Source organism: Pectobacterium atrosepticum (genome assembly GCF_000740965.1).
Classification (GTDB): domain Bacteria; phylum Pseudomonadota; class Gammaproteobacteria; order Enterobacterales; family Enterobacteriaceae; genus Pectobacterium; species Pectobacterium atrosepticum.
In genome coordinates this window covers 3,764,475-3,789,750 of sequence record NZ_CP009125.1, presented here as the reverse complement: position 1 = coordinate 3,789,750, position 25,276 = coordinate 3,764,475, and the positions used below count along the sequence as shown (strand labels likewise).

The window sequence follows — 25,276 nt, the reverse complement described above, 5'->3', positions numbered from 1 at the left end:
GCGATGCTGGAACAAATGGGTAAAGCGGCAAAAGCGGCCTCTTATCAACTGTCGGTCTTGAGCACGGCTCAGAAAGATCGTGCGCTGCTGACAATTGCAGATTTGCTGGAAGCTGAGAGTGCAACGATTCTGGCGGCTAACGCGCTGGATTTAGCCGATGCACGCCAAAATGGCATGAGCGAGGCGTTACTGGATCGTCTGCTTTTAACGCAGGAAAGACTGAGTGCGATTGCCAGCGATGTGCGCCAGGTGTGTCGCTTGACCGATCCGGTAGGGCAGGTGATTGACGGCAACATGCTGGATAACGGGCTGAAGTTAGAGCGTCGCCGCGTGCCGCTGGGCGTGGTTGGCGTAATTTATGAAGCGCGCCCGAACGTCACCATTGACGTGGCTTCCCTGTGCCTGAAAACCGGTAATGCGGTAATTCTGCGCGGTGGCAAAGAGACGTACCGCACCAATGCGGCTACGGTAAAAGTCATTCAGCAGGCGCTTTCGCAGTGTGGCCTGCCAGCTGCTGCGGTGCAGGCGATTGAAAGCCCGGATCGCGAGCTAGTCAATCAACTGCTGAAGCTGGATCGCTACGTGGATATGCTGATTCCACGTGGGGGCGCAGGCTTGCATAAGCTGTGTCGTGAACAATCGACGATTCCGGTGATCACTGGTGGTATCGGCGTGTGTCACATCTATGCCGATGACAGCATCGATTTCGACAAGGCGTTGACGGTTATTGAAAGTGCCAAGGTGCAGCGCCCTAGCGCCTGTAACAGCCTGGAAACGCTGTTAGTCAATCGAAGCATTGCCGAGCGTTTCCTGCCTGAACTGAGCAAGAAAATGGCGGCGTCGGGCGTTACGTTACACGCTAGCCCTTCAGCAATGCCTTACCTGACCGGTGGCCCGGCTAACGTCGTTGCTGTGGAAGACGCCAACTACAACGATGAATGGCTCTCTAACGACCTGAACGTCACGCTGGTGGACGATCTGGATGCGGCGGTTGCCCATATCCGCGAACATGGTACGCAGCACTCTGATGCGATTCTGACACGCTCCTTGAGCAATGCGGAGCGCTTCGTGCGTGAAGTGGATTCCTCAGCGGTGTATGTCAACGCCAGTACGCGCTTCACCGACGGTGGCCAGTTTGGTCTGGGCGCGGAAGTGGCGGTCAGTACCCAGAAATTGCACGCTCGTGGTCCAATGGGGCTGGAAGCGCTGACCACCTATAAGTGGATTGGTTATGGTGATGATTTGATTCGTGCCTAATCGATGAATTGCTGCGCATCTCAAAGAGATGCGCAGCAATTATTTTTATTCCGATAAAAGTATTTATTTCAACTGTATTGCTCTGCTGCGCCATCGTTATTTAAATTGAAATTTAATGCGAAAATATAAATGCAATAAAATAACTGCATCAGAAAAATATCCTCCAATAGTAACAAACTATGCTTTGTGCGATATTTCACAGATCCATAGTCTGTCTTGCTATCGGAGGATAATTATTTATCCTTTGTTTCAAAAATACATTATTTCATATTAACGTTGATGCTTCTCTGTGGCGTTATGGATTGAGTTGGCAGTTTCGTGAGCCTGTTTTTCCGCTCGGCTGTTAAAATTATCTGCTTTCGTTTTGGCATCAGCCCAGCTTTTTTCGGCGTCTTTTCTGACTTCGGATTCTCTGGATTTTACATCAGCGTTGACTTTGTCTGCTTTTTCTCGGGCTTCTGGCTCCCTTGATTTTAGATCGGCTTTGAAATCATTCGCTTTTTCCCGCGCCTGAGTTTCATGCTCATGCGCTTTAGTTCGCGCTTCTGACGCTTTTTCTCTCGCTTCAACACGATCGTGGCTGAAGGCAGATTCCGCCGATGCTCGGGTTGAATCCAGGTCATTTGCTGCCGCCATGCCAATGTAACTGGTTCCCAGTATTAAGCCTAAAAACAATGGTTTCATATTCATGGTGTATTTCCTCTTACAGCGCGTTATGACTACGCTAACAATAATCTTGTCGTCGACAACGTATTATTGAGAGCTTCACGTTAAGACAACGTCCTTTTCGTCTTGGCTGCTTAAGTAGAGCAAAATAGAGAATAAAAAGAATAGGGAATTATCTTAAACCGTACAGGTGGGTATTGTTATGTGTTGCGGTTATAGTCGAAGGGTAAAAAGATATTTTTATTGTAAATATCACGCTGTATATAAAACTTAATATTTATCTCCACAGAAAGCATAGTTTTCACATAATCAGGTATTATCTTTTTGGTACTTCTCCCGAAGAGAATGGAGATTTAGGCCATGGGTTCTGTATGTGCATCTGTTAAGCCGAAAAGATATAGCGTATGACGTTATTAGCACTGAAAATTATCAGCACAGGGTGGATGATGATAAAACCAGCAGACGATCGCCAAACGCTTGACTTGCTGTACCATTATCACTAGTTTGTCACCCCGTAGTTCACGTCTGGCTCTCGCCACGACGGTCCCAAAGCCGATATAGCTCAGTTGGTAGAGCAGCGCATTCGTAATGCGAAGGTCGTAGGTTCGACTCCTATTATCGGCACCATAGTTTTCAATGACTTACCTTGCTTTCATATAAAACATGTTTTCCTTTTGTGCCATATTTGTGCCATTGCGTTCTAAAATCGCGTCAATTTTACTGGCATGCTCACTTAGATGTCCGGATGATAAATGCGCATAACGCTGAACCATTTCCAGCGTTTCCCATCCCCCAACTCCTTCAGTGCCAAAAGAGAAACGCCAGACTGAACCAGCCAACTCGCCCATGTATGCCTCAAGTCATGGAATCAGAAATTGCTAATGCCCGAACGCTTTAGCGCTCCATGCCTTGTTGCTGTCTGTTCTCATCTTGCGAACCGATGGGGATTCGGTGCCGTCAGGTTTAGTGCAGTTTTCTCGGTACACGAAAACTCAGCGGTGGTGATGACCTAATTGTTTTTTCAGCACGCGACATGCGGTATTGTTTAGTGCAAATAAAAAGCCCCTATAGTTAGGTAATGCCAGTCAGTTAAGCTTGGCTGGCATTTTTCTCCGTGCCGTTGCATACTTTTGGGGCCTTTCCTTCACTATTCGGGGAGGGCTCTTTCTCTGCACGGCGGAAGCTTCACCATCTGCACTATGCTCGCCACATCTTTGACCAACTCCGGGATCCTGCCCGGTGATGCCCCTTCCAGCGTCCAGAGTAGCTTCATTATCCATGCCGTCGACTCCCTGGGGCTCAGTTGATTTGTCCACATTACTTTTAGCGTCGCCGCCATCTTAATAATCTGATAACAAACTATATTATATGCCAGCAGTACGCCCCACAGTTCCTGTCGCACCAGGTCTGGTTTTTTACTTCTCAGCGTCAGCCTGCTGTCCTGAAGTCCCTGTTTTATTTCCCGGTAGCCCAGCTCTATTTCCCACCGGTAGCTGTACAGATCGGTTATTTCTTTACCCGGCCAGCGCATTGGATCCATCATTGAGGTCAGGAGGCAGATTGTTTTTCCTTTGATTTCACGTTCAGTCATCTGTACTGCTATTTTTTCAGTCAGATGTGGCCATTTTTTCCGCGCCTGCGGTGTCGTTTTCAGGCTTATCAGCGCGTCACCTTTACCCAGCTTTCTCACCACCTCATACTGAAGATCTTTCCGTGCTGCTATCATCCAGTGCCGGCTTTCTCCCGCCTGACACCAGGCATCCAGTAGTCCCACGGAGTAATAATCCCGGTCAATCAGCTCTTCTGCCAGTGTCATTTCGTTATCGCTGATTGTCCCCATTGCTGCAGCGGTGACCAGATGGCTGGTCAGTTCCATCTGACAGACCATCTTCACCTGCGGATAAAGTGATGCCTTCGACGAGTTGACCGTCCGCATGAACGCGGCATCGTTCTCAGGCGTATCATGCGTGCGCCAGATGACACCATCGACAGCCAGCAGGGTCAGCCCGCACCCGTGGGGATGGTTTGTTTGCCGGTTCCAGAGGTCAGCAGTCTGTTCAAAAACAAGCCTGACAGCCTCACTACCCAGACGCTGTCGCGCCTGTACCACTACGCTGGGTGCGACGAAGGGACGGTTACCGGGGAGGAGGATATCCAGTCGGTTAACTATCTGATGTAGTGGTTCTTTTCTTTCAAGCGCCATACCAATAAGGCACCAGACCATCATGTCGGTAGTGAGTCTGCGTTTACGCAGCGTAACGGTCCCAGTTTCTTCAAGGCAGCGCGCGACAAGTTCGGGGTCGAGGACCTCAGCTAGGGTGGAGAGGGGATTACGCAGGGTGTCATACTGGGAAATAACGTTGAGAGCCTGAGATAGTTGCATAAAAAATCCATAATCTTCCATGAAGACTACGGACTCTTACACAGCCACTGGATCGATCAACTGATCCTTAACTGATCGGCATTATCCTATTAGGAGCTTTCTAATTCAGTTTAGTCGCAATGACGCTTGACCATGCTCTGTATCCAGCGCCATTTAAGTGAGTTCCATCAGTTGTGTAATCAGATGATAGAAGACCATCTGATGTCATTGTTTCGTTAACATCAAACCACGTGCATTTACCTTCACTCTCACAAAATTCCTTCATTGATATATTAAGGACTTCAATTTTTTTGTTTATTATTGAGTCTCTTGTTTTTATTGTTGATTGCAAAAATACAGAAATGTCATTATTAACAAGAGAATTAATTAATTTTTTGTAATTATCAACTGCGCTTTCTACTGAATACTTCATCATTGACAGGTCATTAACTCCCGCCATCACAAATGCCTTTCTCGCCCCTGACTTTACTATCAAATCAGTCATTCCGACAATATTTTTAAGCGTGTTCCCACCGATACCAAAATTAGCTATTCGAGAGGCCGGGAAGATCTGGCCCCAGTTCGCGCCCTCAGTGAGGCTATCCCCAACAAATGCAATATCGCCAGATGGGTTAAACTCGCGGAAGAAGGTCATTCTGTCGTTAATGTGATATTCGCTCGGATTTTTGTATTCTATATTCAATGATGATTTGACAAATATCACAATTGGCTCAGTTATTTGGTATTTGTGACTAATAAAACCCAAAAAAAAGAATGCAAATGCAATTATTGTTGCTGCTAATGATTTGTTCATGACTGAACGCCATATATTGGTTTTTAAGAATTATCTCATTAATGGAGGGGGGGTTCCACTAGAAGCACGGGCTTATTGAAATTCTGGGGCATGTATGGGGCAAAAAATTGCCGCAAGGTAACTCCGTATCACTAAGTAATCGGAACCCGCTTGCGGCAATACTCTGCGAGTGGGACAACAATGGGTGAGGTATGCGCGGGCGGGATTTGGTGTGCACAGGCAAGTACAGGTGAGCTTCGGTGTGTGAACGCGGCAATTCACTGTAAGTTATTGTGTTTATGTGGGGTTCATGATTTTCGTAATGCGAAGGTCGTAGGTTCGACTCCTATTATCGCACCACTAACTCATCCGAGCACCTCCGAAAAACTCAATAAAACCATTTTAAATCAACGATTTTTTCTGATTTTACGTCCATATGTATCCAATGTTGTCCAGTGACATCCGGATGTAAATTTGTATAGGATTGTGTATAGACAGGTTAGATAAAGGATTCCTATACAAATGCCACTCAACGATATGCAGGTCCGCAGCGCGAAGCCTGAAGAAAAGCCCTATACACTCGGTGACGGTTTAGGGCTGTCTTTACTCATTGAACCGAGCGGCAGCAAAAACTGGCGTTTTCGCTATCGCTTCGGCGGTAAACCCAAGATGATATCTTTTCGGCGCTTACCCATTGGGGAGTCTGTCTGAAGCGCGTAAGCAGGTACTAAATAGCTGATCCTAATATCGCTACACTTTTGCCTGACCGTGCTTCCTGCCAGGAAATGGGCTTACCGTTTTCATAAAATAGCGTACTTTGTTCAGTAATTGCCACATCGAACGACAGCTATGATTTCTAGTTATTGTGTCGTGTAATGCCTGCCATAACCGTTCTACGTGGTTCACCCACGGTGAGTAAATTGGTTGATAAATAACAATAAATTTTGGGTTATTCTTCAGCCAACGAAGCGTTTCACGACTTTTATGGATGATGTAGTTATCAACGATCAGCGTGATCGTTTTTGCTCGCCGGTACGTGCTTTTTAGATGTTTTAACAAGCTGATAAATAACCCCGAGTTTTTACTGCTGCTGCCGACGTAACTGACTTTTCCTGTGCCGCTGTGCAACGCGCCAGCCAGATAATATTTTTCGTTTTTCCCTGGCGTAACAACTCGCTTTTGTTGACCACGTAGCTGCCAGTCAGCACCTATTTTGGGGTTGAGATGGATATCGACCTCATCCTCGTAAAACACGGGATGTTCGACGCTACACTCGCTTAGCGCCTCTGCGATAGCGGCCATTTTCTCTTCTTTATACGGGTCGCGAATGCGCAGCGTGGGGGCCGCTCTTCGCCAGACAAGTCCAGCAGAGGGAAGCCAGCGGCGAACGGTTGAAGCATGCAAACGGCACCCGGTTATCTCGTTGATTTTTATTGCTAACAGTTCAGTACTCCAGCGAGAACGCTGATAACCAAAATCTTCCGGCGAATGCTTAATCAGTTGACGCAACAGCACACAAATGCGCTCAAACGGCCAGCGTCGGCCACGACCTGAGGGTAATGATTTCAGGCCTTCCAGCCCGTAAAGTGTGAACCAATTAATCCAGCGCCCCAGCGATGAACGTGCGCAGCAAAGCGTTTTGGCAACGTCACTTATCTTGTCCCCACGATGAAGCATCAACATCGCGGTGAGTCTGCGGGCATAGTTTTTATCACATGTTTTATGGATGGTTTTTTGCATCAGACACCTTTCGGCGTCGGGTATCGGTGCTATGATCGGCATGACTCAGTCCGGTTGGTGATTTGGGATATTCAGCGATTGATCAGATCGCTTAAATCGGACTGAGTTCCCTTCTGGTGATCTACTATTTGGAACAGCTATTTAGAGGGCATCAATCCAAGCGAATAGCGTAAAGCACAAAAACTTAACCTGATGTCTGATTCAGAGAATGCTTTTCTCAAAAATATCGGCTAATGGCTGAGTATTGCCATGGTATCCCGCCACGTTAGCCGCTAACCATTCCTGAATGCCGATATTTTCGAAAGAGACACCATAGCCACAATTAATAATCATATGCTCGAACAATAAACGCTGAGAACGCCCATTGCCTTCCCGAAACGGATGGATCACATTCAAATCTGAATAATATTCTGCTAACTGAGTTATTAGAGCCGGACGTTCAAGACTTTGTAAAAAATCATCGTTGGATAGTTGCGTGAAAATTTTATTGGCTTCAATTTCAATACGGGATACGGTGCAAAAACGTGTTTGACCTTTAGAAATATCGATACGCCGTATTTCTCCTGCCCAATCGAATAAATCCCCGAATATTTTTCCGTGCAGCCCACACCAGTGATGTAGATCGTAAGGCGGTTCTTCAAATTCAATATCGAGAACGGCCAGTTCGGATAGCTGACGCTCCGCATCGTCGAATTTACTATCATCGTTGATGCCGAGCTTATTTATCAGAACATCGCTACTAGGGTAGGTATAAGGATCTTGCCCTGAGCCGTATTTATCAGACATAACCACTCGCTTTATACATGGCTATCAGGCTTTTTCTCAGCGCTTCCCTTTCCTGCTTGTCTGCGGGAAGCGGCGTATCCTCAACGCAAAATCCTTCAAGACGCATACTGTCCCGATAGTTTTTGAGTTTCACCTGATTGTAGTAATCACGCTTTTCTTCCAGCGTCACCATATGTGGGGATCGCGTTTTGTTTGGCAATGCTTTTGTCGTGATTTTCCGGTGCTGTTTAAATATCGACAGATCGGTATTTTTCAATTTCTCGATCAGCCGTTCCCCGTCACCAAACACGCCCCAAGACGAGATAGACAAGGCTTGCCGTTTGCCATTTCTTTCGCGTGATATGCTGATATCCATCGTTGACTGGAGCGCGTTTAACACTTCCTGTACTTTTCTTTCAGAGATACCTGTAGCGGCTACGATAGATTGCGTATTAGGGGAATCCTCTTGTACCAGAGCCGCGAGTACCGCCATTTCATACCGCATGGGCTTTCACCTTTAATCCGCATATATATGCGACAAAGAGTACCACAATTACGACCTAGGCGTATCTTACCTGCATGAGTGAGAGTCACTCATTACCTTTTCACTCGCTGTTCATCACTTAACTCGCTAAAAATAAAGATAAAAAATGAAAGGTGTAGAGGGTGAACCGTTTTTCGCAAAATCATTTTATTGGGTGAGATGTGTATAAACGAAATTCACATAACAAAAATTATATAATAAAAACAGTTTGTTACACCATTATGTTCGGCTCCGATTCTGTTCTAAAGGAGATGCCCCAAATGAAGCTCACTGAATCTTGCGGTTTAAAGAGCGCTCTTTTGCAGTAAGTGGCGCAGTAGCTACTGAGGTCGTTGGGCAACGAAAAATTAATGTTATGGTAAATAGGTGTTTCTTTTTTAACAGGAGAATCTGCTTCATGGAGTTATTTTTGCTGCGACATGGAAAGCCTGATATTAGACGTTCGACGGCAATCAGATCGGTCGATATGTACTCGTGGATAGGGGAGTATGATGCGGCTGGCATATTGGATTCGCCCGATGCTTCAACAGTCGCTGCTAGTGAGGGGAAATTTATAGTTTCTAGCCCAATGCCACGGGCTCTTGAGTCTGTAGCTGCTCTTGGGTTGGAGCCAGACATCATCATTGATGAGCTGCATGAAGCGCCATTGCCAGTTTTTAATATCCCCCTGCTAAAGTTAGCCCCACTTGTTTGGGCTGCTTTATTTCGTATTTTTTGGATGGCGGGAGGTAGTGGAGGAGTAGAAACTTTTTCTTCAGTAAAGATAAGAGCGAAGCTCGTTTCCTGTGAGTTGGATAAAATGGCAGAAACACATGGGAGTGTATTAAGTGTTGGGCATGGTTTTATGAATGCTTTGGTTGCCAGAGAGCTACAGAAAGCTGGCTGGAAAAGGCAGAAAGTGGGTCCGTCAGGATACTGGTCGGGCATTAAACTTGTGCGTTGATAGCTCAGACCGCCATATTTTCAGGGCATATCAAATGCACTAATCAGACAGTAGCAATCCAGATCATGCTGGGCGTTGCCAAACGAAGCCACATCGTTCCCGTGGCGTTGATGGAGAGGAGTGCTGGTTTCCCGCATGATGCTTTGAAAAGCAGCGCCAGTTACAAATGCTCCAATTTCGGAAGCTCACCAGAGAATAGTTCCAGCTATATCGGCTACGTTAAAGTCCAGCATTAACCCCACCAGTAATCGCGCTTTGCCGAAGTTGTTTACATATCGAGAGATCCGTATTTTTCAATCAGCCCTTCTCCGTCTCCGAACTTGCCCCATTAAGAAACATGGAATTAACCAGCGCTGCCATATCGACGGGTGCAATTTCGCCCCGTAATGCAGAATCAACGGCAGCATAAAGCATAGAATCGTAAGCTTTGGCGAGCCATCGAGCTGGCATATCAATGCGGAACGCCCCTTCCTTTTGACCCTTCTTGAAAAATTCTTCCAGTGCTTCACCATAAAAGGAAGGCATGGCTTCATCCACGGCATCTTTTCTGTCATCCACCATCTGCACCCACTGAGCCGCATTCCAAAACATGTAAAAATCACGTCCTACAATGACGTTCTCCGTGAGCCGAATCAATGCATCAGGGTAAGGTGCTCTTGCTAATTCCGCGCTAAAAAGAGCCTGTTCAAGGTGACGGGTAGCGCGTTCAAGCAAGAGTACGATGATCGCCTCTCTGGTCGGTGCGATACGATACAGAGTGGCTTTGCTAATCCCCGCTTTCTTGGCTATTTGTTGCAGATTTGCTCTGGGATTGCGGGCGATTGCAAGGGCCAGAGCGCCGGCCAGCTTGTCACTGATATTTTCAGACATCTTCTCTCCTTTTCTTGTTGTCAGCCCCGTCAGGGTGGCTGCATATCTTTCCATACCCGCAATGAAAAAAAAACACCTCATTAGAATCCATTTTGCGTCTAATGAATCTATATTGACTCATTTGATTCTTAAAAGTATTATTTCCGTCGCAAATTTAAGCAAAAGTTCCAGTGTGGATCAGGGGGTAGTATGGCTAAGTTAAAAATGAGTGCGCTCGTCTTGAGTTTGCTGTTGGCTGGCTGTGATGATGAAACGACGGGAGCTGAACAGCAGCAGTCGCAATCGGTAGAGGTTGAAGCCCAGACCGTCATCCCGCAGGTGAAAACCATGACGGCAGATTTGCCAGGGCGAATCGAACCTGTCCGTGTCGCACAGGTTAGGGCGCGCGTAGCAGGGGTTGTTCAGAAAAGGCACTTCACTGAAGGAGCCGTTGTGAAGGAAGGGGAGCTGCTTTTCACCATTGAACAGGCATCGTTTGAAGCTGCCCTTGCTCGTGCTAAGGCAAGCTTGGCGCGGTCGGAGTCACAGGTAAAGCAGGCCGAATCCCTTGTTCGTCGCTATACCCCGCTTGTGAAAATCGAGGCTGTCAGCCGTCAAGAATACGATGATGCGGATACTGCCCTAGAGACCGCGAAGGCTAATCGCTTGTCCGCTCGTGCGGACGTAAAAACGGCTGAACTGGATCTCAGCTATGCCACCGTCAAAGCACCGATCTCCGGCAGGATAGGCAAAAGTCTGGTGAGTGAAGGAAGTTTGGTGGGGCAGGGAGAAACCACGCCAATGGCTTTGATACAGCAAACCGATCCGGTTTATGCCGATTTCAATCAGCCCGCAAATACCGTCCTGCAATTGCGTGAGGCAATGGAAAAGGGGCAGCTTTCAACGAATAAGGATTCAGCGCCGAAGGTGAGCATTCATGTTGAAGGAACGGGTTATACCGCAACGGGTAAATTGCTGTTCACCGACATTTCGGTCAACAGAAACACTGGCGAAATCATGCTGCGTGGAGAATTCCCCAATCCGGATAACCGGCTCCTGCCTGGTATGTATGTGAGAGTGAGTACCGAGCTGGGTGTTGATCAGAAGGCTATTTTCATTCCACAGCGGGCAATAATCCGAGGAACGGATGGAACTGCAAAGGTTTTTGTCATCAATGCTGAAGGTCTGACTGTTGAGCAGAAAGTTACCACTGGTGTAATGGAAGGTAAGGACTGGCAGATAACGGAAGGGCTGAGCGCTGGGGATAAGGTCATTATCAGTGGCGTGGATAAAATTCAGCCGGGAATGTCGGTAAAAACCGCTGATACGCCCCAACAGGAAGTACAAACGCCAAAACAGCAGGATGGCAATGTCTCTTCTTAGCACTGGCGGGGACGTTATCTTGTTCGATTCGCACCATCAGTGTTTTTTTAATCCGCAAAAATCATACGTGCCGGAATAAATCATGCCTAACTTTTTTATTCACAGACCCAACTTTGCCTGGGTTGTGGCTATCTTCATCGCGATGGCGGGGTTGCTTGCCATTTCGTCGTTGCCTGTTTCGCAGTACCCAGCGGTTGCTCCGCCACAAATTGTGGTGACGGCAACTTATCCCGGAGCTTCCGCTGAAGTCATCAATAGCGGTGTCACAAGCCTGATAGAGGAAGAGCTTAATGGCGCAAAAGGGCTGCTCTATTATGAATCTCAGAGTAACAGTGCGGGCTCGGGAGAGATAACCATTACCTTTCAGCCGAGTACCAACCCCGATCTCGCTCAGGTTGACGTACAGAACCGTATTAAAAAGGTCGAATCCCGTCTTCCTGCCTCGGTAACCCAACAGGGATTACAGGTCGAACAGGCGAGTACCAACTTCCTGATGATTTTTGCTCTGACAGCAAAAGATAAGAATTCTGATGAGGTAAACCTTGCTGATTACGCGGCGCGAAACATTAACAACGAAATTCGCCGAGTCACAGGCGTAGGCCGTGTGCAAATGTTTTCCGCAGAGCGCGCTTTACGTGTATGGATAGATCCGACGAAGCTGATTAGCTATGGGTTGTCTATTAATGATGTAGATAATGCCATCAAAGCGCAAAACGCGCAGGTATCCGGTGGGAGCCTGGGAGAGCAGCCCAGTCCACCTGATCAAGAAATCTCTGCAAACATACTGGTTCAGGGGCAACTGTCCTCTATTGAGGAATTTTCTCGTATTGTGCTTAAGGCCGATGCAGACGGATCTACTGTCCGTTTGAGTGATGTTGGCCGAGTAGAAATGGGGCGGCAGGATTATCGTTTATCATCACGGCTCAATGGTGAACCCGCGGTTGGGATCGGTGTGCAACTTTCCCCTGGCGCCAATGCACTTGAGACAGCAAAAGCCGTCAAATCTCGACTGGCTGAATTGTCGATGAACTTCCCAGAGAATATCAGTTATAGCGTTCCTCATGACACATCGAAATTTGTTGAAGTGGCCATTAAGAAAGTATTAATGACGCTGCTTGAAGCCGTCGTGCTCGTCTTTTTAGTCATGTTGTTGTTTCTGCAAAATATTCGCTACACCCTTATTCCGACGATTGTTGTTCCTATCTGTTTGCTTGGCACGCTGGCGGTGATGTTGCCGTTAGGGTTTTCCGTCAACATGATGACTATGTTTGGCATGGTTTTAGCCATCGGTATTCTGGTGGATGATGCCATTGTGGTCGTGGAAAATGTCGAACGCATCATGGCCGAAGAAGGGCTGTCTCCTAAAGAGGCGACGATCAAAGCGATGACCCAAATCAGTGGGGCAATCGTGGGGATTACCCTCGTGCTCGTTGCGGTGTTCCTGCCGCTTGCATTCATGAGTGGTTCTGTTGGAGTGATATATCGTCAGTTCTCTGTTTCTCTGGCAATTTCGATTCTTTTCTCCGGCTTCCTTGCTCTAACGCTGACGCCTGCGCTTTGCGCCACTTTGATTAAGCCTATTGCTAGAGGCCACCATGCCGAGAAAAAAGGGTTATTCGGCTGGTTCAACCGTAAATTCAGCAGCTTGACGGAGCGTTACTCTTCTACCACATCAACATTGCTGTCACGTTCAGGCAGAGTGATGTTGGTGTATGTCGCTATTCTTGGTGTGCTTGCGGTGGCCTATACCCGGCTGCCATCAGCGTTTCTTCCGTCAGAAGATCAGGGTTATGTCATGACGGATATTCAGCTGCCTCCGGGGGCGACATATCAGCGGCTGATGACATCAACCAAGGAAATGGAAAACTACTTTCTTGAACGCCCTGCGGTTGCGGATGTACTGACGCTTCAGGGATTCAGCTTTTCCGGTATGGGGCAGAATGCCGGCATGGGCTTTGTCATGCTCAAGGACTGGTCAGAACGCTCCAGTGAGGAATCTGTACAAAATGAAGCGGATCAATCCAGCGGCGTTTTCCAGAACATAAAAGACGGCACGCTATTTTCTATCGTTCCGCCTTCGATTGAAGGCATGGGGAACTCAAGTGGCTTTGCGCTACGTCTTCAGGATCGTGCAGGCCTTGGTCGTGACGCGCTGCTTGCCGCAAGCCAACAGCTAATGGGCAGTGTGTATGAGTCCCCGACTTTTGCTTACATCATGGTGGAGGGATTGGCTGATGCACCACAGCTTGACCTGCGTATCGATCGTGAGAAAGCAGAAGCAATGGGGGTTCCTTTTGATGCCATTAATAATGCTATCTCGACCGCCTACGGTTCGGCGTTAGTCAATGAGTTCCCAAATCAGGGACGTATGCAGCGCGTTATCGTCCAGGCAGCACCTGAAAGTCGGGCTACGCCGGAAACGCTGCGTAAACTGAATATTCTCAACCGCAATGGGGAATTGGTTCCTCTGGAGGCGTTTAGCGAAATAGCGTGGAAGCATGGCCCTGTGCAAGTAGTCCGCTACAACGGTTATCCGAGCCTCAAACTTTCCGGTGATGTCGTTCCTGGCATGAGCTCTGGTGAGGGAATGAAAGAGATTGAGCGGTTGGCTGCACAATTACCACCGGGAATTGGGTATGAGTGGACCGGCTTGTCCTATCAGGAAAAAGCCGCCGGTTCTCAGGCTCCGCTGCTATTAGCTTTAGCACTTGTCGTGGTCTTTCTGGTTCTGGTTGCTTTGTACGAAAGCTGGAAGATCCCGTTCTCGGTCCTCCTGATTGTTCCTGTCGGGGCGTTGGGTGCTGTTGCGGCCGTAATGGCTGCGGGTATGTCTAATGACGTGTATTTCAAGGTGGGTCTGATCACTATCATTGGGCTTGCGGCGAAAAACGCAATTCTCATCATCGAGTTTGCAAAAGATCTCCACGCACAAGGGAAATCCTTCAGGCAGTCAGCTATTGAAGCCGCACGCTTGCGTTTTCGTCCTATCGTGATGACCTCGCTTGCTTTCATTCTTGGTGTGGTACCGCTTGCTATTGCAACGGGAGCGGGGGCACTCAGCCAGCGTGCTATCGGTACGGGTGTCATGGGGGGGATGTTGAGCGCGACCTTACTGGGTGTGCTGTTTGTGCCAGTCTTCTATGTCTGGGTCATGTCTTTGATGAACAAAAGCAAAGAAAAGACACCGCCTGATAGCCAGACAGATACCCGAGAGGTGGGAAAATGATAACGCCTCATAAACTCAGTCTGATCGCGGTTACGCTTCTGTTAGCGGGATGCTCTATGGCGCCCACCTATACCACGCCACCGTCACCGATAACGGAACAGTGGAAAAGCGATCGGCACTCATCTGCCACAACTGACTGGAAGACATTCATTCAGGATGAACGGTTACGACATTTGGTCGATATGGCGCTCGCCAATAACCGAGATTTAAGACAGACCCTGTTAAATGTGGATGTTGCTCGGGCCCAATATCGCATCCAACGTGCCGATCGATTGCCGGGGATTGAGGCTCAGGGATCGGGTTCACGCCAGCGTGTTCCTGGCGATATATCCCCAACCGGCCAAGCGGCTGTTCAAAGCGAGTGGCGTTCTGGCGTTGGTCTGGCGGCATTCGAGCTTGATTTGTTTGGACGGGTTAAAAGCCTCTCAGATGCCGCGATGGAAGAGTATCTTGCAACAGAGAACAATGCCCGCGGTGCGAGAATTACGCTGATAGCGGAGGTCGTGCAGGCTTATCTCACCCGCAATGGTGCGGCGCAGCGTTACGAGCTTACAAACAGCACATTACAGTCGCGGCAGGACTCCCTGAGGCTCATTTCAGAAAGACGTGCTGTAGGCGTAGCATCCGCTCTTGATTATCAGGAAGCTCTGGGGCTTGTAGAGCAAGTGCGGGCTGAAAGGGAGCAGGTAACTCGGCAGCTAAGGCAATCTGAAAATGCGCTGCGTTTACTGGTTGGAACTAATGACATTGACCGTTATCTGCCTCAGAAGTCAGTTGCTGAAGAGGCGATTCTGCAAAATATTGCACCGGGTACACCATCCCAATTGTTGGCGTACCGACCGGATATTGAAGCAGCGGAAAATCGGCTGAAATCAAGAAATGCGAGCATTGGCGCTGCGCGGGCAGCCTTTTTCCCCCGTATTTCTCTAACAGGAATGTACGGCAGTGCCAGTACTGAGTTATCCGATCTTTTCAGCAGCGGACAGCAGGCTTGGTCATTTTCACCGCAGATAACGCTGCCGTTATTCTCCGGCGGAAGCAATATGGCTAATCTGGATGTAGCAAATCTGCGAAAAGATATTGCTGTGGCAGATTATGAAAAAACCATTCAGACGGCATTTCGTGAAGTGTCTGACGCATTGGATGCAACGGATACCTTACGGCGGGAAGCGTTGGCACAGGAAAGCCTGACGAAGACCAATCTTGAGTCGTTGCGACTGGCTGAAGCAAGATATGCCGGTGGGGTGGATGGCCACTTGCGCTATCTTGATGCACAACGCAGGGCGTTTGGTAGTCAGATACAACTTATCGATATCCGAACACAGCATCAAGTTGCATTATCTACACTCTACCGCGCGCTGGGTGGTGGCTGGCATGAAGAAAATCGGCAAGAGCATTAATCATATTCGGTAACCTGCTAAATAGCTTGCTGCTGAATTATCATACGTGCCAGACAGTGAAAGCGCTGACCTCGTTTTTCAACGATAATCTAAAGTAATACAAACAAGGGCGTCCTGTCAGGGCGCCCTTACTCCACTGTATCGTCTGGAAGGTTCTCCAGCCGGATGACCGCTATTTTAACCTGAAAATGTCGTTTAAGAGATCATTTCACTGCTTTGCTTGGTAGTTTTTGTTATGAAATGCCGCTAATTTTATGCACTTGGTTAATATCACTGGTTAGGTGTTTTTTAATAGTATAAAAAACTAATAATTTTCATTAAAAATCAATGATTGCTAAACTATCTAATATTTATTTCTTAACACGGAAATAGTTTCCTAAGGTGATAGAGGTATTTATTCTGCCAAAAGTAAAAAATAAAGAGTGAATGTTTTTACTAAATTAAAATTAATGAGTTGTTTTTAATTTTCTTAATTTATTAGCGGGTTAAGTATTTCGTTGTTAACGAAATTAAAAGGCACGAAATATATTCTTTTTCAGTCAATTGAAACTCAATGACTTATTCTGTTTTTTTATGGATATTTTTACTTAGGTTTAATTTAATCTTTTGTTTTTATTGTATTTTTGCTTTAGTTGTTCTGTTTACTTGCTTTGCTATATAAGCATTGACCATGCGTTTGTGTTGTGTGTATGATCTAAACTCAAAATATAAATGTATTTAACTTCCTTCTTGGTGTGACTCTTTTACATCGATATAAACCGTAAATTTACGGTTTTATTATGGTTTTTTTAATTCGATTTAAATTTATTTCATCTCGCTGGTCGAAAAACAAATACGCTATACCCTAAATAATTCGAGTTTCAGGAAGGCGGCAAGATAAGGAATTCCGATGAGCTTACTCTGGTAAGTGATTCGGATGACTGAACGCAGCCAACGCACATGCAACTTGAAGGATGACGGGGATATTTGTTTGCCGAGTCGCTGCCGTGCTTATGGATTATGGCGGGCTTTTGGTAGGAATCGACTTTACTTCTCCGGGCCCGAGTGCCCTTACGTTGGTATAGACACATGGCAAAAGGAACTGATGGTGCATCTGTCGCACCAAAGGAACGTATTAATATCAAATATGTTCCGGCCACTGGTGGTCAGCAGGCGGAAATAGAATTGCCGTTAACGCTGATGATCGTGGGAAATATGAAAGGGCGCACAGAGGAAACACCGATCGAGGAGCGTCAGACCGTATCGATCGATAAAAACAATTTTACCTCCGTGATGAAAGAAGCAAATCTGGAACTGAATTTCAGTGTGCCAAATCGCCTTGAAGAAGAAAGTCAGGACGACCTGCCAGTGAAATTGAGCATCGGCGGTTTGAATGATTTCTCCCCTGACCGCATCGCCCAGCAAGTGCCTGAATTACGTAAGCTGCTTGATTTACGTGAAGCATTAGTCGCGCTGAAAGGCCCCCTCGGCAATATTCCCTCATTCCGTAATCGTTTGCAGGATCTGTTGTCCAGCGAAGAAGCCAGAGAGCAGCTTTTGAAAGAGCTCGAGCTGGTGAAACCCGCCGAATAATTGATGTTTACTGACGAAATAGGGAAATAATATGTCAATAATTGAAGAACAGGCTCAGACAGGGGCTGCCAGCACCTCTGGCTCGCTGCTTGATGACATCATGGCTCAAGCACGCATTAGCCCAGTCGATGAAGGTTATAGCGTGGCTAAGCAGGGTATTGCCGCGCTGGTTGCTAACATTCTTGATAGCGGTAATGCAGCAGAACCCGTGAATAAAGCGCTGGTCGATAGCATGATCGTCGAACTGGACAAAAAACTCAGCAAGCAGATTGACGTTATTCTGCATGCGAAAGAACTTCAGGAATTGGAATCTTCCTGGCGTTCGATGAAACTGCTTATCGATCGCACTGATTTCCGTGAAAACATCAAACTGTTGGTGTTGCATGCGACAAAAGAAGAGCTGTTGGAAGATTTTGAATTCGCGCCTGAAATCTCACAGTCTGGCTTCTATAAGCACGTTTATTCCAGCGGTTATGGCCAATTTGGTGGCCAGCCTATCGGTGGGGTGATTGGTGACTATGCGATGACGCAAAGTTCGCCAGACATCAAACTGATGCAGTATGTCAGCGCCGTTGGCGCGATGGCACATGCGCCGTTCATCTCTTCCGTTGCACCGACCTTCTTTGGCGTGGATCGCTTCACCGATCTGCCTTCCATCAAAGATCTGAAATCCGTTTTCGAAGGCCCAGCCTACACGAAATGGCGTTCTCTGCGTGAATCTGAAGACGGCCGCTATCTGGGGCTGACGGCACCGCGCTTTTTGGCTCGCCTGCCTTATGACCCGGTTGAAAACCCGATTAAGGGCTTCAACTACAAAGAAGATATCAGCACCGATCACGAACACTATCTGTGGGGCAATACCGCCTATCTGATGGGAACGGCGCTGACGGACAGCTTCGCAAAATACCGCTGGTGTCCGAACATCATTGGCCCGCAGAGCGGTGGTGCGATTACCGACTTGCCGGTGCATGTTTATCAAGCCATGGGCCAACTTCAGGCCAAGATCCCGACTGAAGTCCTGATCACCGATCGTCGTGAATATGAAATGGCTGAAGAAGGCTTTATCACGTTGACGATGCGTAAAGACAGTGACAATGCGGCGTTCTTCTCTGCTAACTCGGTGCAGAAGCCGAAGGTGTTCCCGAACACCAAAGAAGGCAAAGAAGCGGAAACCAACTACAAGCTGGGTACGCAACTGCCTTACATGTTCATCATCAACCGTCTGGCGCACTACATTAAAGTGCTTCAGCGTGAACAGATTGGCTCATGGAAAGAGCGTCAGGATCTTGAACGCGAGTTGAATACCTGGATTAAACAGTACATCGCCGATCAGGAAAACCCGCCGGCAGATGTCCGTAGCCGTCGTCCTCTGCGTGCCGCACAAATCAAAGTGCTGGATGTGGAAGGGGAACCAGGTTGGTATCAGGTCACCATGTCTGTGCGCCCGCACTTCAAGTACATGGGGGCGAACTTTGAGCTGTCGCTGGTAGGGCGTTTGGATAAGGAATAAGACTCATGCCGTCTCTTTCTGCCTGGGAAAGGGGAAGCGCGGCAAGTCTGTTTGATCGTATCCGTGGGGAGGAACGTCGTTCCTCCCCTGAAACGGAAGTTGAAGCACTGATCGAGTCCGTTAAGCGTCAACTGGACAACGTGCTCAACACCCGGCCCGGAAATTGCCGCAGTGCACCTGAGCTTGGCGTGATTGATTTTAATGACGCGACGCAGGGTGGTGCGGATATTCGGGGGAAAATCCGGGAGGCGATCCGACAGTGTATCTGTCGCTTTGAACCTCGAATTGTTCATGTAGATGTCAACACGTCGGACTATTTATCGAATCCGATGGAGATGTCGTTTCAGGTTACCGCCCGGGTCAGATTGGAAGATCTGGAGCAGGTCGCCTCTTTCAATATCCACATGGATAGCCACCGTCATTACAGAATGATCTGATTATGTCACTGGAACATTTTTTCAGGGATGAGCTGACCTACTTGCGCCTGCAAGGGCGTGAATTCGCCAAGGCGCACCCTGAGCTTACCCGATTTTTGTCAGAACAAACTACGGATCCAGACGTCGAACGTCTGCTGGAAGGGTTCGCCTTTTTGACAGGGAGCCTGCGGGCGAAGATCGAGGATGAATTTCCGGAACTGACACATGGTCTGCTAGGCATGCTGTGGCCTAATTACCTGCGCCCCGTACCAAGCATGACCATTATGCAGTTTTCGGTACACCCCGGTGCGATTGCCCAACCCGCGTTTGTGGCGCGAGGCTGTGAGCTTGATAGCCTGCCGATTGACGATGTAGTTTGCCATTTTCAGACCTGCCACGATGCCTGGATTTATCCGGCAGATATCCGTGAGATCAAGGTACAAAGCGGAAACGATCTTTCCACTATTACTCTGGATATTGGGCTGCATGGCCCGCTATCACTCAGCGATCTGCAACTCGACAAACTACGCTTTTATCTGGGCGGTGATACCTATACCGCCTACGAGCTCTATTTCTGGATCGCTAGCCAACTGTCGCATATTGAGCTGGAAGTTGATGGCCAACGTTTCCGTCAGGAAGCTAGCGTGCTGAAGACGGTCGGCTTTGAGCGTGAAGATGCCTTGTTGCCGTATCCTGGTAATGTCTATTCGGGCTACCGAATTTTGCAGGAATACTTTTGTTTTCCTGAAAGTTTTCTCTTTTTCCAACTTGCTGGCGCGGTATGGCCTGATCTCCCGCTAACGGTAACGGAATTTCGTCTGCATTTTTGCTTTGATCGTCCGTTGCCAGCGGAACTGAAAATCCGCCCTGATTCGTTCATGTTCAACTGCGTGCCTGCAATTAATCTCTTCCAGCATGATAGCGAACCGATCAACCTCAGCGGACGCCAGACCGATTACCCGCTGAAAGCCAGCTACCGTAACGCCGATAGCTTTGAAATTTTCTCTGTGGATAAGGTTGAAGGCTGGGTTGAAGGGAATTCAGGTCGTTCTCGGGGAATTCCACGCACGTATCAGCCTTTTGAGAGCTTTCAGCACCAAATTGAGCGAGCCAAAGGACGGCTGGCGCTCTATTACCGCATCCGGGTAAGAGAAGCCATCAATGGTAACGGTTTTGATCATATGCTCTCTTTTGTGCGCGGTGATGAGCAAGAAGTGATTGATTTAGATGAATCCATCTCGGTAACCCTGACTTGCACCAATCGATCGCGTGCGGCGCAGCTGTCCGTTGGGGCGATCTGTGTGCCAACCGGGAATTCACCGTCTTTCGCAACGTTTCGTAATTTGGTTCGCCCGACGCGGCCGCTGCGGCCAGCGATGGATGGCAGCCTGCATTGGACGCTGATCTCCAACCTGTCCTTGAACTACGTGTCGTTGCTGCGGCGTGATGCGTTGGTACAGATTCTGCGTACCTACGATTTCCCCGCGCTGCACGATAAGCAGGCAGAGCAAGCCTCGCGTAAGCGTCTGGCGGGTATCGAGTCTATCGAAACCACCCCTATCGATCGTCTGGTTCAGGGCATGCCGGTGCGCGGCTTGAAATCAATCCTGTCGGTACGGCAATCCGCGTTTTCCAGTGAAGGAGAACTCTATCTGTTTAGTACGGTGCTGGCGCACTTTTTCTCGCTATACGCCAGCGTTAACGCTTTCCACCTGTTGGAAGTGGTCAACATCGATAACAAGGAGCGCTACCGATGGCCGGTACAGATAGGTCAACACTCAATGATGTGACGTTCCGTCAGGATGTCTCACGCTTTAATTTTTTCCAATTGGTGGAATTGCTTAATCAACTGGAAGGCGTGGATCTGGAACAAGAACTGGATTTTCGTCCTGAACAGGAGCGTCTGCGCTTTCGCTCTACCGCCTCTATTGGCTTTCACCCCAGCGATATCTTGAAGGTGGGATGCGATGAAGAAGGCCGTCAGGAATTGGAGGTCGCGTTTCTGGGTCTGCACGGCAGCCAGTCGCCGATGCCCGGCTATTACCTTGAAGAGTTGGCTTGGGAGTACGCGCAGGGCGAACAGAAGCTGGGCGTATTTCTCGATTTCTTCCATCACCGCTTACTCACGCTGTTGCACCGCGCATGGCGAAAATATCGCTATCACGTCCGCTTTCAGAACGATGGGGAGGATGGATTCTCTCGGTTGATGTTTGCGCTTGTGGGACTAGGGAATGACGCCGTACGCGACAGCCTGCCGGTTAACCGCGCCAAGATGCTTTCCTACGCTGGGGTGCTGGCAAGCCCCAGCCGTTCACCGGAAGTGGTCGCGGGCCTGGTTATTCACTGTTTTGACCTGGACGACGTCGCTGTCATGGCCTGGCAGCACCGCCGCGTTCCTATTCATGAAGGGCAGCAAAATCGTCTGGGAAAAGGAAACATGATGCTGGGCGGTGATTTTGTTATCGGCGACAAAGTGAATGACTGTGCCGGCAAGTTTTTGCTCAAGGTCGGCAATCTCAGCTTTAGCCGCTTTCTCAGCTTTTTGCCCAACGGCGAGCATTTTCAGCCGCTGGTGCGTTTTGTCTCTTTCATTCTTCGCGATCAGTTGGCTTGGGATCTGCGTCTTGGTTTTGCGGAAGGCGAAGCCAAGGGCTTAAGCCTGGGAAGTGAACAAAGCAGCCGGTTGGGATGGAGCAGCTTTCTCGGGCAACCCCCAACGGATCCCTATGTGACGATTTGTGTGCAGGAGTAAATGTGAACGTAACCCATCCACTCACGTTGGTTGTGCTCAACAGTGAGCAGCTCGATATCAATTCTCAGGTACAGCACCAGTTTGATCACCGTGGTGGCACGCTGGGCGCATCGGAAAAAGATCAGTGGCAACTACGGGATCGGCTGGGCTCCGTGGTCCCGGCACACGCTCGTATCGACATGACCGATGGCTATTTCAGCCTGTGCGATCTGAGCGGTCAGTCTTTTATTAACGGTTCCCTGTCGCCGATTGGGCGAGATCGTAAAGTCATTCTGTCGCACGGCGATGAACTGGTGATTGGGCCTTTCCGGCTGGGCGTGTATATCGGCGATCCCACAACGGAACAGGATATCGATCAGGTATTAGGACAGCGCACGGACGATGTGCTGGGCGGCTGGCTAAGTGAAGATAAAAAAAGGCGCTCTACGGATCTTGCAGACTCTACCGTCGTGTTGAACGACCCGCTGTGGGCGCTACAGAAAGAACAGAGCCAGTCACTCTTGCTATCAGACAGTGAGACGGTCGGAGAATCACTCACGACTTCTCTTTCTTCTTTTTCTTCTGCTGAGGACACCATGGATCAGAAATTTGTCGAATTACCGACTATCAACACACGCTATGCGGGAGATGAGCTGGAAGGGTACAGCGACGGCACCTCATTGGCTCCGCTGATGCGCGGGCTGGGGCTGTCGCTTCAGCCGGGCGATGATGCGCGACTGCGTGAAATGCTGGAAGAGATGGGGAAAAGCCTGCGCGCCATGGTTGAAGGCTTGCTGGCATTGCAGACAGAACAGGCGGCACTGGCGGACACGCACTTACGCCCGATTGAAGATAACCCGCTGCGTCTGGGGCTGGGTTATGCGGATACGCTGTCGGTGCTGTTTGCCGAGGGGAAAAGCCCAGTTCATTTGTCAGCGCCCGCCGCGGTGGAAGAAGTGTTGAACAATATGCGAGTGCATCATATTGCGAATCAGCAGGCGATTGCCGTGGCGTTGGAAAACATTCTTCAGGCCTTTTCGCCAGCCGCGCTGCTTAGCCGTTTTGAACACTATCGTCGTAGTGGCGAACCGTTGGCTGCGGATGATGGCTGGGCGTGGCAGATGTATCAGCACTACTTCCGAGAATTGACGTCACCCCGTCAGCAGGGTTTCCAGAAATTGTTCCATCAGGTGTATGCGCAGGCGTATGACCGTGCCGTGCGTCAGCAGCAGGAGCAAAAATAATGCTGCGGGCACTGTGCTTATTTTCCCTGATGTTCCTACTGTCGGGGTGTTCCACACTGGGCAAGATGGCGCAGGTCGCGGCGAATCCTGATATCCAGGTGGGCAGCAACAATCATCAGCCTTCTACCGTGGGGTTTAGCCTGCTGGCGGAACCGGACGTGAATCCGAACGACAGCGGTGAAGCCGCCCCTATCGAATTCCAACTGGTTCTGCTGGCGGAAGATTCGCGTCTGTTAGCAACCGATTACGACCAGATCACGACGGATATCGAAAAAGCGTTGGCCAAGAATTACATCAGCCATCAGGACTACACGCTATTGCCGGGGCAGTTCAAATATCTGCCGCCAGAAGCATTGGATGAAAAGGTGCACTACCTCGGCGTGGTCGCTCGGTATGCAGATTCGGAAAGCGCGGAGTGGCGAAAAGTCATCAAGCTAAAAAATACCGGACAGACGTATCAGATCCTCGTGCACTTGCGCCGGGATGAAGTCGAAATCAAAAAAGACCAAGAAGAAGAATAATTATGTCGAGTCGCAATCGCATTATCTGGCGGGAAGGTTTGTTTATTAAACCGCAGCATTTTCAACAGCAGCAAAGACACACCGATTACGCACTGCATGCGCGTCTCAGCGCCCTCAGTGATTATTTCTATGGTTTGCAGTCGCTGGCAATTAATGAGGAATACCTCAATTTTGGCCGCATCGCGCTAGTTAACGCCAGCGGTGTGATGCCTGACGGCACCGTGTTCAATATTCCGGGTGATGATGCTCTGCCGCTGCCGTTGGAGATCACCGACGTCGCGCTGGCAAACCAGAAAGTGTATCTGGCGCTGCCGCTGGCGGTAAATGGCGTCAGTGAAGTCGGTCAGCCGGGGCAGGGGATCGCCAGTCGTCTGCAATCGCATCGGCATGACGTGCGCGATCTGCACAGCGACGGCGGTGATATCGTTTCTCTGGAAGTCGGCAAGGTCAGCCTGCGCCTGATGCTCGATCGTGACGATCGCAGCGCTTATGCCTCGCTGGCGATTGCCAACATTCTGGATAAACGCCCCGACGGCGGCTTGATCTTGGATCCTAACTTTATGCCGTGCAGCATCAGCGTCACCGCAATTCCAACCTTAAAACGCTTTTTGGGCGAATCCGCTGGTCTGGTCGCTGAACGCGCACGCAGTCTGGCACAGCGTATTGCCGCACCGGGACAGCAAGGCGTGGCGGACGTGGCCGAATTTATGATGCTGCAATTGCTTAACCGCGCTCAGCCTAAGCTGTCGCATTTGGCGCGTCTTGGTACGTTGCACCCTGAACGCCTTCACGAAACGCTGGTTGAGCTATGCGGCGAACTGATGACGTTTACCGATGAATCGCGTCTGCCACCGGAATTTCCCGCCTACCGTCACGAACATCAGCAGGCCAGCTTTGAGCCGCTGATGATGGCGCTGCGTCAAGCCCTGAGCACCGTGCTGTCGCCGCGTGCCGTCTCCATTCAACTCAAGAAACAGCCGTATGGCGTGATGGTGGCGATGGTTGGTGATGCGGAATTGATGACCAGCGCCGAGTTTGTGCTGGCAGTGCGCGCACGTATGCCGCAGGAGCATCTGCGTAAGCAGCTGCTGCAACAAACGAAGATTGCCTCCAGCGAGAAGATCCGCGAACTGATCAGCCTGCAGTTGCCTGGTATCCCGCTGCTGCCGCTGCCTGTGGCACCGCGCCAGTTGCCTTATCACGCGGGATACAGCTATTTCCAACTGGATAGACAAAGCCCTGCTTGGCAGGTGCTGGTGTCTGGCAATACGTTAGCGTTCCACATTGCTGGTGAATTCCCGGAACTGGATATGCAGCTTTGGGCCATCCGTGGTCAGTAGTCAGGAGAGTAAGA

19 protein-coding genes, 1 tRNA gene and 3 pseudogenes are annotated in these 25,276 nt (G+C 49.2%); 15 read left to right on the top strand and 8 right to left on the bottom strand.

The window, feature by feature from the left end; translation table 11 throughout:
* Positions 1-3: 3 nt before the first annotated feature.
* Positions 4-1,257 (top strand): glutamate-5-semialdehyde dehydrogenase, encoded by a 1,254-nt coding sequence (gene proA, locus GZ59_RS16745; protein ID WP_039293312.1) that lies wholly within the window; start codon positions 4-6, stop codon positions 1,255-1,257.
* A gap of 270 nt (positions 1,258-1,527) precedes the next feature.
* Here proA and GZ59_RS16740 read toward each other — a convergent pair whose 3' ends face one another.
* Complete coding sequence (locus GZ59_RS16740; RefSeq protein WP_039293310.1) at positions 1,528-1,947, bottom strand: hypothetical protein; 420 nt, start codon at positions 1,945-1,947, stop codon at positions 1,528-1,530.
* Between the two features lie 527 nt (positions 1,948-2,474).
* Here GZ59_RS16740 and GZ59_RS16735 point away from each other — a divergent pair.
* Positions 2,475-2,550: transfer RNA gene (locus GZ59_RS16735), tRNA-Thr, on the top strand.
* A 14-nt stretch (positions 2,551-2,564) separates the two neighbouring features.
* On the opposite strand, the pseudogene GZ59_RS23315 reads toward GZ59_RS16735, so the two are convergent.
* From GZ59_RS23315 to GZ59_RS16720, 3 genes and pseudogenes are all read right to left on the bottom strand, one after another.
* Positions 2,565-2,975, bottom strand: a pseudogene (locus tag GZ59_RS23315) (tyrosine-type recombinase/integrase); the annotation flags it as partial.
* A 33-nt stretch (positions 2,976-3,008) separates the two neighbouring features.
* A pseudogene (locus tag GZ59_RS16725) lies at positions 3,009-4,306 on the bottom strand (IS4 family transposase).
* A gap of 100 nt (positions 4,307-4,406) precedes the next feature.
* Positions 4,407-5,099 carry a GDSL-type esterase/lipase family protein gene (locus GZ59_RS16720; RefSeq protein WP_039293308.1) on the bottom strand — a complete coding sequence of 231 codons (693 nt, stop codon included), beginning with the start codon at positions 5,097-5,099 and terminating at the stop codon, positions 4,407-4,409.
* A 501-nt stretch (positions 5,100-5,600) separates the two neighbouring features.
* On the opposite strand from GZ59_RS16720, the pseudogene GZ59_RS16715 reads away from it, so the two are divergent.
* Positions 5,601-5,802: pseudogene (locus tag GZ59_RS16715) on the top strand (Arm DNA-binding domain-containing protein); the annotation flags it as partial.
* A gap of 26 nt (positions 5,803-5,828) precedes the next feature.
* On the opposite strand, the gene GZ59_RS16710 reads toward GZ59_RS16715, so the two are convergent.
* From GZ59_RS16710 to GZ59_RS16700, 3 genes are all read right to left on the bottom strand, one after another.
* Complete coding sequence (locus GZ59_RS16710) at positions 5,829-6,860, bottom strand: IS630-like element ISPeat1 family transposase (RefSeq protein ID WP_039289737.1); 1,032 nt, start codon at positions 6,858-6,860, stop codon at positions 5,829-5,831.
* Between the two features lie 159 nt (positions 6,861-7,019).
* Positions 7,020-7,604 (bottom strand): putative adenosine monophosphate-protein transferase Fic, encoded by a 585-nt coding sequence (locus tag GZ59_RS16705; RefSeq protein WP_039293307.1) that lies wholly within the window; start codon positions 7,602-7,604, stop codon positions 7,020-7,022.
* A complete protein-coding gene (locus GZ59_RS16700) occupies positions 7,597-8,088 on the bottom strand; it encodes a YhfG family protein (protein WP_039293305.1) in 492 nt (163 codons plus the stop codon). Before GZ59_RS16700 ends, GZ59_RS16705 begins: the two co-directional genes overlap by 8 nt.
* 436 nt (positions 8,089-8,524) lie before the next feature.
* On the opposite strand from GZ59_RS16700, the gene GZ59_RS16695 reads away from it, so the two are divergent.
* On the top strand, positions 8,525-9,070 hold the full coding sequence (locus tag GZ59_RS16695) for a histidine phosphatase family protein (protein ID WP_039293303.1): 546 nt from the start codon (positions 8,525-8,527) through the stop codon (positions 9,068-9,070).
* Positions 9,071-9,367: 297 nt separating this feature from the next.
* Here the strand turns inward: GZ59_RS16695 and GZ59_RS16690 are convergent, their stop codons facing one another.
* Positions 9,368-9,940 carry a TetR/AcrR family transcriptional regulator gene (locus GZ59_RS16690; protein ID WP_039295190.1) on the bottom strand — a complete coding sequence of 191 codons (573 nt, stop codon included), beginning with the start codon at positions 9,938-9,940 and terminating at the stop codon, positions 9,368-9,370.
* 189 nt (positions 9,941-10,129) lie between these two features.
* Here GZ59_RS16690 and GZ59_RS16685 point away from each other — a divergent pair, with 189 nt between their 5' ends.
* The 11 genes from GZ59_RS16685 (at position 10,130) to tssK (ending at position 25,262) form a co-directional block, all read left to right on the top strand.
* Positions 10,130-11,302, top strand: a complete 1,173-nt coding sequence (locus tag GZ59_RS16685; RefSeq protein WP_039293301.1) for an efflux RND transporter periplasmic adaptor subunit — start codon at positions 10,130-10,132, stop codon at positions 11,300-11,302.
* A gap of 82 nt (positions 11,303-11,384) precedes the next feature.
* Positions 11,385-14,528: an efflux RND transporter permease subunit gene (locus GZ59_RS16680; protein WP_039293299.1), complete on the top strand. Its 3,144-nt coding sequence runs from the start codon at positions 11,385-11,387 to the stop codon at positions 14,526-14,528.
* Positions 14,525-15,928 carry an efflux transporter outer membrane subunit gene (locus tag GZ59_RS16675; protein ID WP_039293298.1) on the top strand — a complete coding sequence of 468 codons (1,404 nt, stop codon included), beginning with the start codon at positions 14,525-14,527 and terminating at the stop codon, positions 15,926-15,928. Before GZ59_RS16680 ends, GZ59_RS16675 begins: the two co-directional genes overlap by 4 nt.
* A gap of 1,068 nt (positions 15,929-16,996) precedes the next feature.
* Positions 16,997-17,500: a type VI secretion system contractile sheath small subunit gene (tssB, locus tag GZ59_RS16670; protein WP_011094953.1), complete on the top strand. Its 504-nt coding sequence runs from the start codon at positions 16,997-16,999 to the stop codon at positions 17,498-17,500.
* Between the two features lie 31 nt (positions 17,501-17,531).
* A complete protein-coding gene (tssC, locus tag GZ59_RS16665; RefSeq protein ID WP_039293295.1) occupies positions 17,532-19,010 on the top strand; it encodes a type VI secretion system contractile sheath large subunit in 1,479 nt (492 codons plus the stop codon).
* A gap of 5 nt (positions 19,011-19,015) precedes the next feature.
* Complete coding sequence (tssE, locus tag GZ59_RS16660) at positions 19,016-19,447, top strand: type VI secretion system baseplate subunit TssE (protein ID WP_011094951.1); 432 nt, start codon at positions 19,016-19,018, stop codon at positions 19,445-19,447.
* Between the two features lie 2 nt (positions 19,448-19,449).
* Positions 19,450-21,216 carry a type VI secretion system baseplate subunit TssF gene (tssF, locus tag GZ59_RS16655; protein WP_011094950.1) on the top strand — a complete coding sequence of 589 codons (1,767 nt, stop codon included), beginning with the start codon at positions 19,450-19,452 and terminating at the stop codon, positions 21,214-21,216.
* Positions 21,180-22,178, top strand: coding sequence for a type VI secretion system baseplate subunit TssG (gene tssG / locus GZ59_RS16650; RefSeq protein WP_011094949.1), 999 nt, complete (start codon positions 21,180-21,182; stop codon positions 22,176-22,178). The genes tssF and tssG overlap by 37 nt, the downstream gene beginning before the upstream one ends.
* A gap of 2 nt (positions 22,179-22,180) precedes the next feature.
* The gene (gene tagH / locus GZ59_RS16645) at positions 22,181-23,401 is read left to right on the top strand and encodes a type VI secretion system-associated FHA domain protein TagH (RefSeq protein ID WP_039293287.1); all 1,221 of its coding nucleotides are present in this window, start codon (positions 22,181-22,183) and stop codon (positions 23,399-23,401) included.
* Complete coding sequence (tssJ, locus tag GZ59_RS16640) at positions 23,401-23,922, top strand: type VI secretion system lipoprotein TssJ (RefSeq protein WP_039293285.1); 522 nt, start codon at positions 23,401-23,403, stop codon at positions 23,920-23,922. Before tagH ends, tssJ begins: the two co-directional genes overlap by 1 nt.
* A gap of 2 nt (positions 23,923-23,924) precedes the next feature.
* The gene (gene tssK / locus GZ59_RS16635) at positions 23,925-25,262 is read left to right on the top strand and encodes a type VI secretion system baseplate subunit TssK (RefSeq protein WP_011094946.1); all 1,338 of its coding nucleotides are present in this window, start codon (positions 23,925-23,927) and stop codon (positions 25,260-25,262) included.
* Positions 25,263-25,276 lie beyond the last annotated feature (14 nt).